The sequence below is a fragment of the Ottowia sp. genome (assembly GCF_016703145.1).
Lineage (GTDB): Bacteria > Pseudomonadota > Gammaproteobacteria > Burkholderiales > Burkholderiaceae_C > Ottowia.
In genome coordinates, this window is sequence record NZ_JADJCO010000003.1 from 227,268 (window position 1) to 243,255 (window position 15,988).

Here is a 15,988-nt window from a genome sequence, read left to right on the forward strand (position 1 = left end):
CGACGCACAATAGGCGCTTGACGCCGGTCGCCACCCCCCGCTCGCCGTCCATTCAGAGCCAAATCGGCATCCAGCCAGCGCCAGCAAATCGCGAACAGCTATCAAAAGAAGAGTTTCCGCCCGTGTCTTCCGCGCTTTCCGTCCTGCACGACGTCTTCGGCTACCCACAGTTCCGCGGCCCGCAGGAGGCCATCGTCGAACACGTGATCGGCGGCGGCGACGCGTTGGTGCTGATGCCCACCGGCGGCGGCAAGAGCCTGTGCTACCAGGTGCCGGCCATCGTGCGCCACGCGGCGGGCCGGGGCGTGGCCATCGTGGTGTCGCCGCTCATCGCGCTGATGCACGACCAGGTGGGTGCGCTGCACGAGCTGGGCGTGCCGGCGGCGTTTCTCAACTCCACGCTGGACTGGACGCAGGCCGAGGACATCGAGCGCCGCCTGCTGGCCGGCCAGATCACGCTGCTGTACGCCGCGCCCGAGCGCGTGGCCACGCCGCGCTTCCTGGGCCTGCTGGACACGCTGCACGCGCACGGCCACCTGAGCCTGTTCGCCATCGACGAGGCGCACTGCGTGAGCCAGTGGGGCCACGACTTCCGCCCCGAATACCGCCAGCTCACCGTGCTGCACGAGCGCTGGCCCGGCGTGCCGCGCATCGCCCTCACCGCCACCGCCGACGCCACCACGCGCGCCGACATCGTCGAGCGGCTGCAACTGCAAGACGCGGCGCGGTTCGTCAGCAGCTTCGACCGGCCCAACATCCGCTACGCGATCGTCGAGAAGAAGGACCCCACGCGCCAGCTGCTGCAGTTCATCGAGCGCGAGCACGCGGGCGAGGCCGGCGTCGTCTACTGCCAGTCGCGCAAGCGCGTCGAGGAACTGGCGCAGACGCTGTGCGAGCACGGCCTGGACGCCCTGCCCTACCACGCTGGCCTGCCCGCCGAGGTGCGGCAGCAGAACCAGGACCGCTTTTTGCGCCAGGAGGGCGTGGTGATGTGCGCCACCATCGCCTTCGGCATGGGCATCGACAAGCCCGATGTGCGCTTCGTCGCCCACGTGGACATGCCCAAGAACATCGAGGGCTACTACCAGGAGACCGGCCGCGCCGGCCGCGACGGCGCGCCCGCCGACGCCTGGATGGCCTACGGCCTGCAGGACGTGGTCAACCAGCGCCGCATGATCGACGAGAGCCCGGCCGGCGAGGACTTCAAGCAGGTCATGCGCGGCAAGCTGGACGCGCTGCTGGCCCTGGCCGAGGCCACCGACTGCCGGCGCGCGCGGCTGCTGGGCTACTTCGGCGAGCAGTTGAATGCTATTGATTCAAGAGCTGATGGCTTAGATTCCACGCTGGCTGAAGGCCAATCTGACTCATATTCCCGCTACAGCACCCACGGCTGCGGCAACTGCGACAACTGCCTGCGGCCGCCCGAGGTGTGGGACGCCACCGACTGCGCGCGCAAGCTGCTGTCCACCATCTACCGCGTGCAGCAGATGAGCGGCATCGGCTTTGGCGCCGGGCACCTGATGGACATCGTGCGCGGCAAGGCGACCGACAAGGTCAAGCAATTCGGCCACGAGCGCGTCAGCACCTTCGGCCTGGGCGCCGAATTCAGCGAGGCGCAGTTGCGCGGCGTGCTGCGCCAGTTGATCGCGCTGAGCGCCGTCAGCGTTGATGCCGAGCGCTTCAACACCCTGCGCCTGGAAGACGCCGCGCGCCCCATCCTGAAGGGCGAGCAGCCCGTGCGCCTGCGCGCGACCACCGCCTCCAGCCCTGCATCCGCGCCGCGCGAGCGCCAGCGCAAGGCCCGCGCCGCCGCGCCGCCGCCCGCCGCCGCCGACCTGGACGCCGCCGCGCAGGCCCGCTTCGCCGCGCTGAAAGCCTGGCGCGCCGAAGTCGCGCGCGAGCACAACCTGCCCGCCTACGTGATCTTCCACGACGCCACCCTGGCCGCCATCGCCGCGCGCGCCCCCCGCGCGCTGCACGAGCTGGAGGGCATCAGCGGCATCGGCGCGACCAAGCTGGAGCGTTATGGCGCGGAGGTGGTGCGGGTGTGCCGATAGGGGCGCGAGGCGACCCTGGCCAGCGAACACGACGCGGCCGGCGCCCCCATCGCACGGTTCGTCACCGCTGGCGAACTCGACCACTTCAGCCACCGCTACAACGCCGATGACGGCTTCGGGCCGCTGCGCGCCGTGCTGCGCCACCCCGAATGCGATGCGGGCACCGCCCTGCTCATCTACTGGCAGTTCCATGAGCTGCTGGACGACCCGCGGGCCCGCGCCGCCACGCAAACGGAGCTGGAACGCGCGGGCGTTGGGTGCGGACCATGCGCGGGGGTTTCCGCGCCCGGCAGCCCGGACCACCCTTGACGGCACCGCTGGCCGCCACGGCAGACGCCCCTTGACCGACGGCGGTGTAGGCAAGCGGCAAAACCTGGCCCCCTCCGCGCTTCCTCAATGCAACGCGCTTCACCCGCAGCGGCGACTCGATTAGAATACACACATCAAAGTGCACACAATTGAGGCCGTCATGATGTCCACACCGCATGCGTCCACCCGCCTGCACGCCACCAGCACCCGGGTGTTCATGAACGGCAACAGCCAGGCCGTGCGCATCCCGCAGGAATTCCGTCTGGACTGCAAGCAGGTGGAGATCAGCCGCAACGCCGACGGCGATCTGGTGCTGCACCCGCTGAACGCCATCGGCAGCCGGGGCGACAACCTGCTGCAGGCGCTGGCCGGGTTCGATGCCGATTTCGTGCAGGCACTGGAGGCAGACCGCCGCGACCCCGACGCGCCGCAGGAGCGCGAGCCGCTGTGATCTACATGCTGGACACCAACACCTTGATCTACCTGATCAAGCACCGCCCCGCCAGCGTGGCCGAGCGCGTGGACCGCCTGGCGCCCGATGACAGCCTGTGCATGTCGTTCATCACCTACGCGGAACTGCTCAAGGGCGCCGAGCGCAGCACCCGCCCTGAAGAGGTGCGGCGCCAGCTTGCCGCGCTGGTGCGGCAGGTGCCCGTGCGCTACCAGGCAGACGCTGCGCTGTGCGCGCATTACGCCCGCCACGCCACGCGCCTGAAGGAAGCCGGCACGCCCATCGGCGGCAACGACTTGTGGATCGCCTGCCATGCGCTGGCCTTGAGCTGCGTGCTGGTGACCAACAACCTGCGTGAGTTCCAGCGCATCGACGCGTTGGCGTTGGAGAACTGGGCTGACGCAGGGTAGCTCCGGGCTCACACTGGACGCCACCGCCGCATGCCCCCCATCGCCGTCATCGACTTCGAGACCACCGGCATCTCGCCCGGCCAGGGCGCGCGGGCGACCGAGGTGGCCATCGTGCTGCTGGAGCGCGGCCAGGTGGTGGACCGGTTCCAGAGCCTCATGAAGACCGGCGCGTGGATTCCACCCTTCATCACCCAGCTCACCGGCATCACCAACGCCATGGTGAGCGCCGCGCCCGAGGCGGTCGGGGTGATGCGGGACGCGGCGCGCTTCGTGGGCGATGCGCCCATGGTGGCGCACAACGCCGCGTTCGACAGCAAGTTCTGGCAGGCCGAGCTGGCCCGCGCCGGGCTGGCCGCGCCGCAGCCCTTCGCCTGCACGGTGCTGCTGTCGCGCCGCCTGTACCCGCAGGCGCCCAGCCACAAGCTGGGCACGCTGGTGGACTACCACCGCCTGCCCCGCACGGGCCAGGCGCACCGGGCGCTGGCCGACGCCGAGATGGCCGCCGCGCTGCTGGCCCGCATGCAGCACGACCTGCGCACGCGCTGGCGCGTGGCCGAGCCCTCGCATGCGCTGCTGCAGACGCTGCAGCGCTGCGCCAAGCCCGCCGTGGGTGCGCTGCTGGCGCGGCATGCCGGGTGAAAATTTTAATCTGACCCCATTTCCCCCCATTTCCCCGCAAGGAGGAGCAACGCCGCATGGCGCGGCGAGCGCGGTGCTGGCGGGTGCGTAGCGCTCTCACCCGAAAGGTGAAGGTCATCGAAGCCGTCGAGGTCAATGCTCACGCGGCTTTCCCGAGGGTGACAAGCGGTCAACTGCCGTTTCTAGGGTCAATGACCTGGCGCGATGGCGCGGGACAAGCGTCGACGGCGGCGCAGCACGGCACCCAGGCCCAGCGCGAGGGCCATGGCACCCCGGCCGATCGGTGACAGCGTGGGCACGGCCGCGATCCGGGGCTGCTGGCGCAGAACCAGGTGCAGCGTGGATTCCTTCTGGATGTTGTAGTCCGCGAGCGTGCGGCCGTCTTCCAGTAGCTTGCCGGCGAAGATCAGCCGTTGCTGATCGGGCGGGATATTCAGTTGGTCCTGGATTTTCTGCTTGACGTTCTCAATCGTGTCGCTCGACTCGACTTCGAGCGCAATGGTATTGCCGGTCAGTGTCTTGACGAAAATCTGCATGCCATTCCTTGAGGGTCCCGGTTGGGTAAGGGGGCGCCCATCCTACGCCCAACCGGGATGCCTTCAGGCCCCCCACTCGATCCAGGCGAATGCGCGCCCGATGGGCCTCACGGCAGGCATTCGCGATCCGGCAAACCATGAAAAAGGAGCGCTAAATGCGCTCCTTCTCGTGTCAGCAAGCGGCCTCAAAGGCCGCCAGTGCTCAGCCCGCCCTGCGGCGGCTCAGGCCCAGGCCGCCCAGCAGCAGCGCCAGCAGCGCCAGCCCCGGCCAGCCCATCACCGGCACCGGCGTCGGCGCCGCAGCCGTGCGCTTCTCGGCGAAGTTGTTGCCGGTGGAATCCACCGTCCCCATCGTCAGGGTGATGGTGCTGTCGCCCGTGCCGCTGTCCCCCGTCTGGCCGGTGCCGCCCACCCCCGGCGTGTTGTAGGCGTTGGTGTAGCCGCTGGGCTGCGTCTCCGTCAGCGTGCATTGCGCGCCCGACTGCAGCCCGGTGAAGCTGTAGCCGCCCTCGGCGTCCGTGGTGGTGCTCTGGTCGAACGCAGGGTTGGTGCACACCAGCCGCACGCTCGTGCCCGCGATGCCGGGGTCGGTGGCGTTGCCATCATCGGTCGTGTTGCCGCTCTTCTCCTCATACACCCGGCCCGACACCGCCAGCCCCTCCACCGCGCTCACCGTCACCCCCGCGCAGCCGCCGTTGTTGCCGGTGCTCGCCTCGGCCTGTCCCGACAGACCCACGCCGGCGCAGTTGTCCAGCCGCACGCCAGTGGCGGCCGCGGGCGTGGCCAGGGCGGTGACGGTGATGTCGCCCCCCACTTGGGCGCCCGGCAGGATCGGCAGCGCGCCGGTGTACTGGCAGCGCACCTCGGCCGGCGTCGAGGCGCCGCAGTTCCAGTCGGTGCCCGTCGCCGGCAGTTGCGCCAGCAGGCCAGCCGGCATCGGATCGGTCATCACGATGGTCGGCGCGGGGTTGGCCAGGATGGCACCCATGTCCTCACCCGTGTTGTTGGCCACGCGGATGGTGAACACCGCCGTCTCCCCGTGCTTCAGCTCCCCCGGCGCGGCCGTCTTGCCCAGCACCAGGTCGGGCATCACCACGCGCGTTTGCACCAGGTTCGAGCTGGGCCGGCGCGCCTGCAGGCTGGACGAATCGGCGATGAAGTCGTTCCAGTACACGTTGCCCTGGGCATTGCCCGCCGCCAGCACCGGCACGTGCAGGCGATAGCTGCCCCCGGCCGGCATCTGGGCGCTGCCCAGGGGCCGCGCCAGGATGGCGGTGGCCGCGCCCGCATCGACCGGACAGTTGGCCTCCCCGAACTGCGCCGAGGTACACCAGTTGGTGCCGAGGGCAGAGTTGGTGCCCGTGCCCACCAGGTTGTGCCCGGCGTGGTAAGGATCGCGGTGGATGTCGCCCGGCGCATTGCTGGTGTAGCGCACCGCCATGGCGGCATCCGCCACGGCGCCAGGTTCAGCCACGGGCGCGGCGATGGGGCCAGCCAGGCGCAAGGTGCCCGCGTAAGCGCTGCCGCGCGCATCGCCGCTGGCGTAAGGCAGCACGTCGAGCAGGCGCACGTCGTTCAGCGGGTTGCCCACGGCCGTGTAGCTGAGCACGTACTCGAAGCCCGTGTTGGCCGGCACCGCGCCCGCGCTCACGGCTTTGTCGATCACCAGGCCTGAATCGCTGGAGATGCGCAGGCTGTAGTTGCCGATGCTGCACGAGCTGCCCGACCCCGCACCGAGGCCGGGACGCGGCGCGCATTGAAAGCCTTGGGTAGCCCCGTTGTAGATGGCGTCGAGGCGCCGGTTCAATGGCGAGTCGGCCACCGAGGTGTTGAGCAGGGTGATATTGGTCGGCGCCGTGGGCGAGACCACGGCCGTGAACTGCAGCGGCGGCTGGTCGCCGCTGGCGTCGCCGATGGGCGCCTTGACGAAGGTGCGGTTTGCAAGCGTCCACCTGCACGCCTGGAAGCCCGGGGCCACCGAGCCGGAGGCGAACGGGCCGCTGGGCGTCACGCCGGGCGCCGCGCACACCGGGTCGGCGATCGGCGTGCCGCCGAAGCTGGAGCTGCCGGGCCGGTACGCCACGTGCTGGGGCAGCACGTCCCAGACGACGATGTCGGCCGGATGCGCGTCGGTGCTGCTGGTCGCGTTGACCACCAGGCGGTAGGTGACGGCCGAGGCGCGGCTGACCGGGCCGCCGGGCTGGTAGGGGGCCAGCGCGGTCTTGGTGATGCCCACGTACTCGGTGCGGGTGATGCGCAGCGCGTCGGAAGAGCGGAGCGGGTCGCCGACGCCGGTTTCACCCTGCCAGAACGCCTGGTTGGGGCTGATCGACTCCAGTGTGTCATCGCCGACCGCATGCGTCACCGTGGTGATGGGTGGGTTGGCGTTGGAGTTTTGCCGCACCAGGTCGGTCGTGTCGTGGCGGTAGTTGCTTCTGACCTGCAGGGGAAAGTACAAGAGCAACTGGGTGCTGGCGGGAAATTCGTCGTAGCTGCCGCGCACGCGCGTCACGTCGGCCAGGGTATGGCCCGCGGCTTCCAGCGCGGCGATGGAGTCAAACCACGTGGCATCGCCATCGGCGCACCCGGCAGTGGCCTGGGTGCCAGCGTTGGCCCCCGACTGAAGCGGATTGCCCACACCCGTGATTTCGTACTCACCGGTGACGCTGCTGTGGCTGTCCCAGCCGTTGTTCGTCGTGCCCGTGCCGCCCACGCCCAACTGCCAATTCAGGGTGAAAGCGGGATCCCCTGCGAGGGTTCTTGTCAGGATGCCTGTGCCCGCATCCTTTCGATAGCTCGCGGAGGCCGTCGCAATCGTGCGCAGGTCGGCAAAGCTCAGGCGGGCGTTGTCGATCTTCTCGCACGCATAGCCCGCGTCGAAACCTGCTGCATTCGCTCTCATGTGAAGCCGCGCGGCCAACATCTGGCCTGGCGCTGCCTGGTTGACGAATGTGTCGCTCGTCATGTTGGGATCTCGCGGCAGGATGTCGATGTTGGCGCCGGTCAAGGCATTGGCACTCCAGGTGTCCAAGGTCGTGTAGATCTTGCGGAAGCCGCCAGCAACCTGGTGATCAAGCCGCGCCTTGGCCTCGGCTTGCGGGCTGGTGTAGTCCTGCCCGGTCAAAGTCTTGCCTTTCAAGGTGGCCTTGTTGTCGACTTCGTAAGCCTGGCCGGGCGTGAGGCCGTCCAACGGGATCCACACCAGCACGGTCTTGTTGGCCACCCACCATTCGTTGGAGGCGGCGTCCAGGTCGCTGGTGACCAGGATCGCGCCGCCGCTGCCGCTCCGCGTGGGAAAGTGGGCGAGCGAGAAATTGGTGTTGGTGACGTTGAAGCTGGCGGTCTTGGCGGTGTTGTTCACGCTGCCGCTGTCGACGGTGCACACACCGCCGCGCGCCACGGTGACGCCCGACGTGCTGGCCGTGGCGCCCAGGTCGTTCGTCAAAGAATAGTTCCAGTCGAATGGGGCGTCGCCAGCGCTGAACTGACTGCGAACGTCGCCGCAGGCATTCTGCTGGGTCGGCTCGGTGCCCGCCGCCATGCGGATGGTGGCGTAGTCGTTGACGATGTTCCAGGTCACCAGTTGGGAGCCGGGGTAGCTGGTACCGTTGCTGAAGTCGTCGTCGAAACTCCAGTCCGGTTGCAACGGCTCCAGGCCCTTGCGCGAGCCGACCGCCTTGACCCCGATGGCAAAGCCGACGACGTAGCCATCCTCCTGGTTCGGGCCTGAGCCGGGAATGAAGCGGGCGCCTATCGGGGAAGGCCGCTTGTCCACCACCCAGCGCGGCGCGGCCGACACGGTGAGTGTGGGACTACCGTACCGCGGCGGCTGGGCGTTGGCGTCGGTCAGCACCGTGGGGCTGGACTGCGGCGCATTCCCGGGCGGACCACAGCGTGATGGTGGGCGGCGCGATGGTGGTGCCGCCCGGCACCGCGCCGCCCACGGTGGCGCGGAAGCTGAGCGTGCTGGCGCTGCCCGAGTCGGGCTGCACGCAGACGATGGTCTGGCCGTCGGCGGTGATGCCGGACTGCGTGGGCGTGGTGCCTGGGGTGGGCGCCGGCACGGGCGTGGCGCTGATGTTCTTGCAGCCGTTGGCGTCGACCGGCAGATCGGTGACGCGGAAGAACGCGATCTGGGCCGGCGTCAGGGCCGGTCCGGCGTAGCCGCCCGGCAAGGTGGCGGTGCCCATCGACACCGTGAGCACCCGGTTGGCCGCCGCGGGCGCGAGCGAATAGCCAACGCGGTAATCGACGGTATCGAAGGTGCGGACGTACTGATCGCCCTCGCCAGGGTCTTGGCCCGCCACGAAGGGGACGCCGCTGAAGGGCGCCGAGCCCGAGGCCAGCATGCCGTAGTTGAACTGGATGACCCCCGCGAAGGCGGGGGCGGTGCCCAGCAAGGCGCCGAGCAGGAGAGCGAGACTGGCGCGGAGCCTGGGACTAGGACTTAGATGGCCGATGGCCGATGGCCGATGGCCGATGGCCGATGGCCGATGGCCGATGGCCGATGGCCGATGGCCGATGGCCGATGGCCGATTTTATCAAACTTACTGAATAAAAACACAGTTATCCCCTTTTCGCGGTCATTATTACAAGAAGATTGTCAAAATTCACGGCATTATCATGGATTCGAAACACATGGCAACAGGAGCCGTGGACCAATGGCCGCCGAGCGTGACGTTTGCACGGGTTCACGCGGCCTGCCGTTGCCATGCCCGGTGGCACCGCTTCCATGCCGATGGGGTCGTGCTCCCCAGCGTGTCGGCGAAGGCGGTCGCCAGAGGGTGGAGAAGTGCGTGGCCCGGGCGTTCACGTCGCCGGCCACGGCCCCCAAGATCAGCGCGGCCCTTGCGTACGCCGCGCGATCTCGGCGTTCGGTTTTTAAGAAACTGTGTGCTTTTGACTTAATTATTCGGGAGCGCGGTGAGACATGACGGCGCGGCATTTTCTTGATGCAGGATCATTCGATGCGTTGTTTTCGTCACGCGCTCACGCTATCCAGTGATATGCAATGGCCATGCAGGGCTGCGAATCGCTCATCGCCGCCGTGATCTCGGCCTCGCCATGGCGCATCGCCGGGCTGCATGGACTGGCAGCACGGGGCGGTGTCCGGCGGTCAGGAAGTGGGAGAAATGGGTCGGATTCAGATCCGCTCACCCTGCCCGGCAGGGGGCACGACGGCGATGGATTTTTCAGGTCAAATAGGCATTGAGCCAGCGTGAATACTATGTCGACAGCTATTAATTTAATAGCCTCCAATGCACCCCGAACGCCGGCCACAAACCGATTTCGCTTGAAATGAGCACCCGCCCCACCCGCCCTGTTCTCTGCGTGCTGGCCAGCGTCAACGACGCCGGCAAAAGCTCCGTCGGCGGCCACCTGCTCACGCGCGCCGGCCTGGCCTGGTTCAACCCCGACAGCTTCGCGCGTGAGCCGCGCGCCGCCACCGGCTTGGGGACCCGGCCGCCGCCAACGCCGCCGCCTGGGCGGAGGGCATGCGCCGGCTCGATGACGCGCTGGCGCGGGGCCGCAGCCACGCCTTCGAGACACGCTGGGCGGCCGCACCGTGCCCGCCAGGCTGGTGGCCGCCGCGCGCACGCACGACGTGCTGGTGTGGTTCTGCGGCCTGGCCTCGCCCGAGTTGCACATCGCGCGCGTGCGCGCCCGGGTGGCCCGGGGCGGGCACGACATCCCGGAGGCCACGATCCGCGCGCGCTGGCCCGCCGCCGTCGCCAACCTGATCGCGCTGCTGCCGCACCTGGCGCAGGTGCAGGTGCACGACAACAGCGCCACCGTGGCACCGGGCGAGGCGGTGCCCGACCCGGTGCGCGTGGCGGTGATCGAGCGAAAGTGCGGCAGTGAGCGCCGTTGCCATATCGGCGCTTTGATACGGTAAAATTCCGTATTCAGACAGGAACCCGCATGACCACCACCGCCCGTTTCGATCTCAAGATGGACGCCGAGGAAAAGGACGTCATCGCCAAGGCCGCCGCCCTCATGGGCACGACCATGGCCGGGTTCGTGCGCGCGGCGGCCAAGGAAAAGGCGCAGCAGTTGCTGGAGCGCGAATCCCGCATCACGCTGTCGCAGCGCGATTTCGCCGCCTTCACGGCCGCGCTGGACACGGCATTCAGCCCCAACGCCGCCCTGCAAAAAGCCCTGGCGCAGGCCCGACAGCAGGTTCGGCGTGTTTGAGTGCGAGGAAGCGCCGCTCGACCCCACGCTGCACGACCGGGCCGGGTTCGACTGCGGGGTTCCTGAACTCAATGACGACCTGCAGCGCTACGCCGACCAGCACCGCAGGCGCGGCATCACGTCGGTGTTCGTGCTCACGCCGCCGGGCGAGCCGTCCCGCATCCTGGGTTACTACACCCTCAGTGCCGCTGAAGTCGATGCCGCGGGCCTGGGCGAGGCCGACCGCAAGAAGCTGCCGCGCTACCCCGTGCCCTGCTTTCGCATGGGACGCCTGGCCTGCCGCGGCGACCAGCGCGGCCTGGGGTTGGGGCGGCTTCTGCTGGGCTGCGCGGTGGACCGCGGCCTGAAGGCCAGCGAACAGGTGGCCGCCTCTGCGCTGCTCGTCGATGCCAAGAACGACGTCGCCAAAGCCTTCTACCAGCACCACGGGTTCAGGGCCTTTGCAGGCCAGCCGCTCACCTTGTACCTTCCGCTGCAAAAAAGCCGTTAGGGATGCTCTTCACGAGTCGAGCGGAAAGCGGGCGCTGCGGATCGGGATGGGATGCAAGGCGAAAAGCGCAGCAATAGCCACAGCTATTGCGAGCATTTTCAACGCCGCAGACCGCCCGAGTCCGCAGATGCACGCGGCGCGCGAATCGTGAAGTGCATCCTTGGCTGGCCAGGGTCACGGCACGAAGCCCATCGAGCGCTGCTCGCGCACCTCGGGCTTGATGCGGTGCTCGGCTTCGAGCTGCTCCAGGAATTCTTCCACCGAGAACTCGGCCGCCAGGATGTCGCACTGGCGCTTCACGGCGGCGAAGTCGCCGGGGCAGAGCTGTTCCAGCCGGGCCAGCCGGCGGCGCGCGTCATCGGTCAGCCGCGCGGCGTCGCCGCCCAGGGCCTCGGTGACGAACATCTTCTCGCGCTGCGCGGCGGTGAGCGGCTTGAATTTGATCTTGAAGGTGAAGCGCCGCAGCGCCGCCTGGTCGATGCGGTCGAGCAGGTTGGTGGTGCAGATGAAGACGCCGTGGTGGCGCTCCATCTGCTGCAGCATCTCGTTGACCTCGGTCACCTCGTAGCTGCGCTGGGCGCCGCGGCGGTCCAGCAAAAAGCTGTCGGCCTCGTCCAGCAGCAGCACGGCCTTCTCGGCGGCGGCTTCCTTGAACATGGCGGCCATGTTCTGCTCGGTCTCGCCGACGAACTTGCTCACCAGGTCGCTGGCCTGCTTGACGATGAGCGGCTGGCCCATCTGCGCGGCGATGTACTCGCCCAGCGCGGTCTTGCCGGTGCCGGGCGCGCCGTAGAAGCACAGGGCGCCGTGGCCGCGCGCCTTCAAAGCCTCGACGATGCGCGGGATCTCGAAGCGGCTTTCGACGTTGAGCATGTCCAGGTCGTAGGTGGTGACCGGGCGCCGGCCCTGGGCGGCGCTGTCGGGCTTGCGGCCGAGGGCGGCGTCGGAGTTCTTCAACTGGCGCTCGATCAGCGCCTCGAAGGCTTCGCCGCCGGGCGCGTCGTCCGGGTGCGCCAGGCCGGCGAAGCGCACGGCGGTGCGGATCTGCGCCGGCGTCAGGCCCTTGCGCTCGGTCAGCTTGGCGACGAAGGGGTCGCTCACGGCCACGCCGTCCAGGGCGCGGCGCACCAGTTGCTCGCGCGCGCCGGGCGGGGGCGAGGTCAGCTCCAGGTGGTAGGCGAAGCGGCGGCGGAAGGCTGGGTCGATCTGCTCGATGCGGTTGGTGACCCAGAGGGTGGGCACGGGGTTGCTCTCCAGGATCTGGTTGACCCAGGCCTTGCCGCTGACGCTGTGGCCGGCGGCGGCCGGCAGCATCTGCTCCTGGCGCGCCATCAGGCCGGCGGCGTCCATGCTGAGGGGCGGGAACACGTCCTCCACCTCGTCGAACAGCAGCGCCGCCTCCTGCGAGCCCTTGAGGAACACCTGCGCGATCTGCAGCGAGCGGTAGCGGTCGCGGCCCGAGAGGCTGTTGCCGTCGCGGTCGGCGTACTCGACCTCGAACAGGGCCAGCCCGGCCTGGCGCGCCACCACCTTGGCCAGTTCGGTCTTGCCGGTGCCGGGCGGGCCGTAGAGCAGCACGTTGACGCCCACGGCCTGCGTGGCCTGCGCCCGGCGCAGCAACTGGATCAGCACCTGTACGTCGTCGCCGACGAAGGCGAAGTCCTCGGCCTGGAGATCGCTCTTGGCGGCGGGACGGGTGAACACGGCCATCAGCTCGGCGCGGTCGCGGTACTCGCGCATCAGCACGGGCGGCAGCTTCTCGCTGACTTTCATCAGGTCGGCCAGGTCGGTGATGCTGTGCTCGGAGATCAGGTTCTCGACCAGGCCGATGCGCTCGAGCCGGCCGCCGGCGCGCAGCGCCTCGCCCACCTCGGCGGCGGTCACGCCGGCCAAGTCGGCGATGGCGGCATGGGCCTCGGGCGCGTTGTTGACCTTGAACTCCACCAGCAGGCTGCGCAGATCGCGCTGGTAGCGCGCCAGGGTGCCGTAGAGCAGCAGCGCGCGCTCGGCCTTGTTGAGCTGCAGCAGGTTGGCCAGCGCGTCGATGTTCTTCTCGACCAGCGTGGACTGCTTCTTGAGCGCCAGCCGCAGCCACTGGCCGGTGCTGGCCAGCAGCGCCAGCAGGTCCTTGGGCGCGTCCTTGGCGTACTCGTCCAGGTAGAAGAACAGCGTGCCTTCCTCGTAGGGGCCGCGCCAGACGCCGTGGCGCTCCAGGAACTCGGCGGGGGGCAACTGCTCGTGGCCGCGCCAGAACTCGTTGTCCTTGCAGCGGCGGGCCAGGAACTCGCGCAGGCGCAGCAGCACCGGCTCGGGCCAGATCAGGTGGCGCCCGGCCAGGGCCATCAGGCCGTTGATGTCGCGCCGCACGTTGAACTTGCTGCCCTGCTGCGCGGCCAGGGTCAGCACGAAGTGCGAGCACATCAGGTCCAGCACGGGCGCGCCGGCCAGCCCCGGCGAGGCCAGCAAGCCCGCCTTGTCATGCACCTGAATCGACCGCTTCACCATGCCAGCCTCCTGTACAAAGCGCGGGCGCCCAGCGGGCACCACGCGTTTCACCATAACGCAAGCGCCGCGGCGGGGGAAGACCACTTCGCCGGGCGCCGGCCCGCGGCCGGGGCGCGCCATGCCCAAAATGCACGCTCCGACGCGAAAATGCCGTCAACGCGGATGACGGTCCGGCGGTTGACTCGGACGGGCTCACGGGCGATCATCGGCTGGACTTGTTGATTTTTGTGCGAGGAGTGACTAAAGATGAATGGCTTGACCACGCTATGGGATTCACTGCAGGGTTCCCTGGGCACCCACATCCCCCAGGTGCTGGGCGCGCTGGCGATCTTCATCGTGGGCTGGTTCGTGGCCGCGCTGGTCAAGGCCGGCGCGCGCAAGGGCCTGGGGGCGCTGCGGCTCAATGAGCGCTTCTCCGGCGCCACGGGGCAGAAGGCGGACATCGAGGGCGTGGTGGGGCTGGCGCTGTTCTGGATCGTGCTGCTGCTCACCCTGGCGGCGATGTTCAACGCGCTGAACCTGTCCATGGTGTCGGGCTCCTTCGCCGCGCTGACCACCCAGCTCTTCGAATACGCCCCGCGCCTGCTGGGCGCGCTGCTGCTGGCGCTGCTGGCCTGGCTGGCGGCCACCCTGGTGCGGGGCCTGACGCAGAAGCTGCTGGACCGCACCACGCTGGACGAGAAGCTGTCGGAGCACGCCAACATGTCGCCCATCAGCGACAGCCTGTCCAACGCGCTGTTCTGGCTGGTGATCCTGCTGTTCGTGCCGGCGGTACTGGGCGCGCTGCAGATGGAGGGGCTGCTGTCGCCGCTGCGCGAGATGACCACCAAGGCGCTGGACATCCTGCCCAACGCGGTGGCGGCGCTGGTGATCGGCGGCGTGGGCTGGATCGTGGCCACGGTGCTGCGCAACCTGACGACCAATCTGCTGCGCTCGGCCGGCGCCGACCAGGTGGGCCACAAGGCGGGCCTGGCCGACACGGTGCAGATCTCCAGCCTGGCGGGCCTGCTGGTGTTCATCGTGGTGTTCGTGCCGGCGCTGATCGCGGCGCTGGACGCGCTCAAGATCGCCGCCATCTCGCAGCCCGCCACCGACATGCTGGCGATGCTGCTGGAGGCGGTGCCGCGCATCGTCGCCGCCGGCCTGATCCTGGTGGTGACCTGGATGGTCGCCACCTTCGCCTCGCGCCTGCTGGCCAGCCTGCTGGCCAACGTGGGGCTGGACACGGTGCCGGCCAAGCTGGGCATGCAGGAGGCCTTCCGCACGGTGGCGCCATCCACCCTGGTCGGCCGCATCGCGCTGCTGTTCGCCATGCTGTTCGCCACCGTCGAGGCGGGCAACCAGCTCGGCTTCCACCGCTTCAGCGACATGATCGGCACCTTCGTCGAGTTCGCCGGCGACGTGCTGCTGGGCTCGGCCATCCTGATCATCGGCTTCATGCTGGCCAACGTGGCGCACGAGGCCATCGCCCGCGCCAGCGGCAGCAGCACCGTGCTGGCCAAGGTGGCGCGCTTCGCCATCCTGGGCATCGTGCTGGCCATGGGCCTGCGCGCCATGGGCATCGCCGACGACATCGTCAACCTGGCCTTCGGGCTGACCCTGGGCGCCGTGGCCGTCGCCGTGGCGCTGGCCTTTGGCCTGGGCGGGCGCGAGGCGGCTGGCCGCCTGGCCTCGCGCTGGGCCGACTGCCTGTGCCGCGACAAGGGCGCGAACTGCGGCGCGCCGCCCGCGTCCGGCACGCCGCCTTCCGCCGACGATCAGCCCTGATGGCCGCGCCCGCCGCCCCGGATGCCGCCGCCCTGCAAGCGGCGCTGGCCGGGCTGTTCGCCCCCTGGGTGCAGGCACTGGGCCTGCGCGTGGAAGACGCCGGCCCCGGCAGCGCCCTGCTGCGCCTGCCGCTCACGCCCGCCCTGGTGCGCGAAGGCGGCGTGCTGTGCGGCCAGGCCATGATGGCCGCCGCGGACACCGCCATGGTGCTGGCGCTGATGCGGCACTTCGGCCAGTTCCGTCCTTGCACCACGGTGCAGCTCAGCACCAGCTTCCTGCGCCCGCTCGCCGGCCAGGACGCGCTGGTGGACGCCCGGGTGCTACGCGCCGGCAAGAGCCTGGCCTTCGGCGAGATCGAGCTGCGCGGCGCCCAGAACGGCAAGAGCGTGTGCCGCGCCAGCACCACCTATGCCCTGCTGTGACCCGCCGCCCAGCCGGTAAAATTAGCCCTTCATCCGTCCAAGAAACCGTTCCGAGAGGTCCCTGCCATGTCCGCGCCCGCCCACGACGACCACCTGCCCGAAGACCCGGTCGAAGCCGTGACCAAGCACATCCCCGTGGTCATCCCGGTGGCCGGGGCCATCATGATCTTCCTGCTGGCCTTCATCGCCGTGAACCTGGCCTGAAGG

General features: G+C 69.1%; 15 protein-coding genes. 11 read left to right on the plus strand and 4 right to left on the minus strand.

Annotated elements, in window-relative coordinates; all coding sequences use genetic code 11:
* Positions 1-122: 122 nt before the first annotated feature.
* The 5 genes from IPG65_RS04740 to IPG65_RS04755 all read left to right on the plus strand — a co-directional run bounded on the left by IPG65_RS04740 (position 123) and on the right by IPG65_RS04755 (position 3,866).
* Entirely contained in the window at positions 123-2,057 is a 1,935-nt protein-coding gene (locus IPG65_RS04740) for a RecQ family ATP-dependent DNA helicase (protein ID WP_293188114.1), read from the plus strand.
* Between the two features lie 48 nt (positions 2,058-2,105).
* Positions 2,106-2,366 carry a DUF4274 domain-containing protein gene (locus tag IPG65_RS19300; protein ID WP_366820517.1) on the plus strand — a complete coding sequence of 87 codons (261 nt, stop codon included), beginning with the start codon at positions 2,106-2,108 and terminating at the stop codon, positions 2,364-2,366.
* Between the two features lie 160 nt (positions 2,367-2,526).
* A complete protein-coding gene (locus tag IPG65_RS04745) occupies positions 2,527-2,817 on the plus strand; it encodes an AbrB/MazE/SpoVT family DNA-binding domain-containing protein (RefSeq protein WP_293188115.1) in 291 nt (96 codons plus the stop codon).
* A 5-nt stretch (positions 2,818-2,822) separates the two neighbouring features.
* Positions 2,823-3,227 carry a type II toxin-antitoxin system VapC family toxin gene (locus IPG65_RS04750; protein ID WP_293189946.1) on the plus strand — a complete coding sequence of 135 codons (405 nt, stop codon included), beginning with the start codon at positions 2,823-2,825 and terminating at the stop codon, positions 3,225-3,227.
* A 30-nt stretch (positions 3,228-3,257) separates the two neighbouring features.
* Positions 3,258-3,866, plus strand: a complete 609-nt coding sequence (locus IPG65_RS04755) for a 3'-5' exonuclease (RefSeq protein WP_293188116.1) — start codon at positions 3,258-3,260, stop codon at positions 3,864-3,866.
* A gap of 188 nt (positions 3,867-4,054) precedes the next feature.
* On the opposite strand, the gene IPG65_RS04760 is transcribed toward IPG65_RS04755, so the two are convergent.
* From IPG65_RS04760 to IPG65_RS04770, 3 genes are all read right to left on the minus strand, one after another.
* Positions 4,055-4,402 (minus strand): IPTL-CTERM sorting domain-containing protein, encoded by a 348-nt coding sequence (locus IPG65_RS04760; protein ID WP_293188117.1) that lies wholly within the window; start codon positions 4,400-4,402, stop codon positions 4,055-4,057.
* Between the two features lie 202 nt (positions 4,403-4,604).
* A complete protein-coding gene (locus IPG65_RS04765; RefSeq protein WP_293188118.1) occupies positions 4,605-8,255 on the minus strand; it encodes an SdrD B-like domain-containing protein in 3,651 nt (1,216 codons plus the stop codon).
* On the minus strand, positions 8,215-8,802 hold the full coding sequence (locus tag IPG65_RS04770; RefSeq protein WP_293188119.1) for a hypothetical protein: 588 nt from the start codon (positions 8,800-8,802) through the stop codon (positions 8,215-8,217). Before IPG65_RS04770 ends, IPG65_RS04765 begins: the two co-directional genes overlap by 41 nt.
* A gap of 1,166 nt (positions 8,803-9,968) precedes the next feature.
* Between IPG65_RS04770 and IPG65_RS04775 the strand changes: the two genes are divergently transcribed.
* Genes IPG65_RS04775 through IPG65_RS04785 form a run of 3 tightly spaced genes read left to right on the plus strand, consistent with a single transcriptional unit; the run spans position 9,969 to position 11,087 of the window.
* Positions 9,969-10,298, plus strand: coding sequence for a hypothetical protein (locus IPG65_RS04775; protein ID WP_293188120.1), 330 nt, complete (start codon positions 9,969-9,971; stop codon positions 10,296-10,298).
* Positions 10,299-10,324: 26 nt separating this feature from the next.
* On the plus strand, positions 10,325-10,597 hold the full coding sequence (locus IPG65_RS04780; RefSeq protein WP_293188121.1) for a DUF1778 domain-containing protein: 273 nt from the start codon (positions 10,325-10,327) through the stop codon (positions 10,595-10,597).
* Entirely contained in the window at positions 10,590-11,087 is a 498-nt protein-coding gene (locus IPG65_RS04785; RefSeq protein ID WP_293188122.1) for a GNAT family N-acetyltransferase, read from the plus strand. The genes IPG65_RS04780 and IPG65_RS04785 overlap by 8 nt, the downstream gene beginning before the upstream one ends.
* A 174-nt stretch (positions 11,088-11,261) precedes the next feature.
* Here the strand turns inward: IPG65_RS04785 and IPG65_RS04790 are convergent, their stop codons facing one another.
* On the minus strand, positions 11,262-13,592 hold the full coding sequence (locus tag IPG65_RS04790) for an AAA family ATPase (protein ID WP_293188123.1): 2,331 nt from the start codon (positions 13,590-13,592) through the stop codon (positions 11,262-11,264).
* Between the two features lie 246 nt (positions 13,593-13,838).
* Here IPG65_RS04790 and IPG65_RS04795 point away from each other — a divergent pair, with 246 nt between their 5' ends.
* The 3 genes from IPG65_RS04795 to IPG65_RS04805 all read left to right on the plus strand — a co-directional run bounded on the left by IPG65_RS04795 (position 13,839) and on the right by IPG65_RS04805 (position 15,985).
* On the plus strand, positions 13,839-15,359 hold the full coding sequence (locus IPG65_RS04795; RefSeq protein WP_293188124.1) for a mechanosensitive ion channel: 1,521 nt from the start codon (positions 13,839-13,841) through the stop codon (positions 15,357-15,359).
* Positions 15,359-15,781, plus strand: coding sequence for a PaaI family thioesterase (locus IPG65_RS04800; protein WP_293188125.1), 423 nt, complete (start codon positions 15,359-15,361; stop codon positions 15,779-15,781). The genes IPG65_RS04795 and IPG65_RS04800 overlap by 1 nt, the downstream gene beginning before the upstream one ends.
* Positions 15,782-15,847: 66 nt before the next feature.
* Complete coding sequence (locus IPG65_RS04805) at positions 15,848-15,985, plus strand: hypothetical protein (protein ID WP_293188126.1); 138 nt, start codon at positions 15,848-15,850, stop codon at positions 15,983-15,985.
* Positions 15,986-15,988: the final 3 nt, after the last annotated feature.

Excerpts from the sequence above, each read along its gene's own strand:
- IPG65_RS04795 (WP_293188124.1), top strand. The coding sequence starts at position 13,839 with ATGAATGGCTTGACCACGCTATGGGATTCACTGCAGGGTTCCCTGGGC.
- IPG65_RS04755 (WP_293188116.1), top strand. The coding sequence starts at position 3,258 with ATGCCCCCCATCGCCGTCATCGACTTCGAGACCACCGGCATCTCGCCC.
- IPG65_RS04790 (WP_293188123.1), bottom strand. The coding sequence starts at position 13,592 with ATGGTGAAGCGGTCGATTCAGGTGCATGACAAGGCGGGCTTGCTGGCC.
- IPG65_RS04800 (WP_293188125.1), top strand. The coding sequence starts at position 15,359 with ATGGCCGCGCCCGCCGCCCCGGATGCCGCCGCCCTGCAAGCGGCGCTG.
- IPG65_RS04805 (WP_293188126.1), top strand. The coding sequence starts at position 15,848 with ATGTCCGCGCCCGCCCACGACGACCACCTGCCCGAAGACCCGGTCGAA.
- IPG65_RS04750 (WP_293189946.1), top strand. The coding sequence starts at position 2,823 with ATGCTGGACACCAACACCTTGATCTACCTGATCAAGCACCGCCCCGCC.
- IPG65_RS04780 (WP_293188121.1), top strand. The coding sequence starts at position 10,325 with ATGACCACCACCGCCCGTTTCGATCTCAAGATGGACGCCGAGGAAAAG.
- IPG65_RS04760 (WP_293188117.1), bottom strand. The coding sequence starts at position 4,402 with ATGCAGATTTTCGTCAAGACACTGACCGGCAATACCATTGCGCTCGAA.
- IPG65_RS04745 (WP_293188115.1), top strand. The coding sequence starts at position 2,527 with ATGATGTCCACACCGCATGCGTCCACCCGCCTGCACGCCACCAGCACC.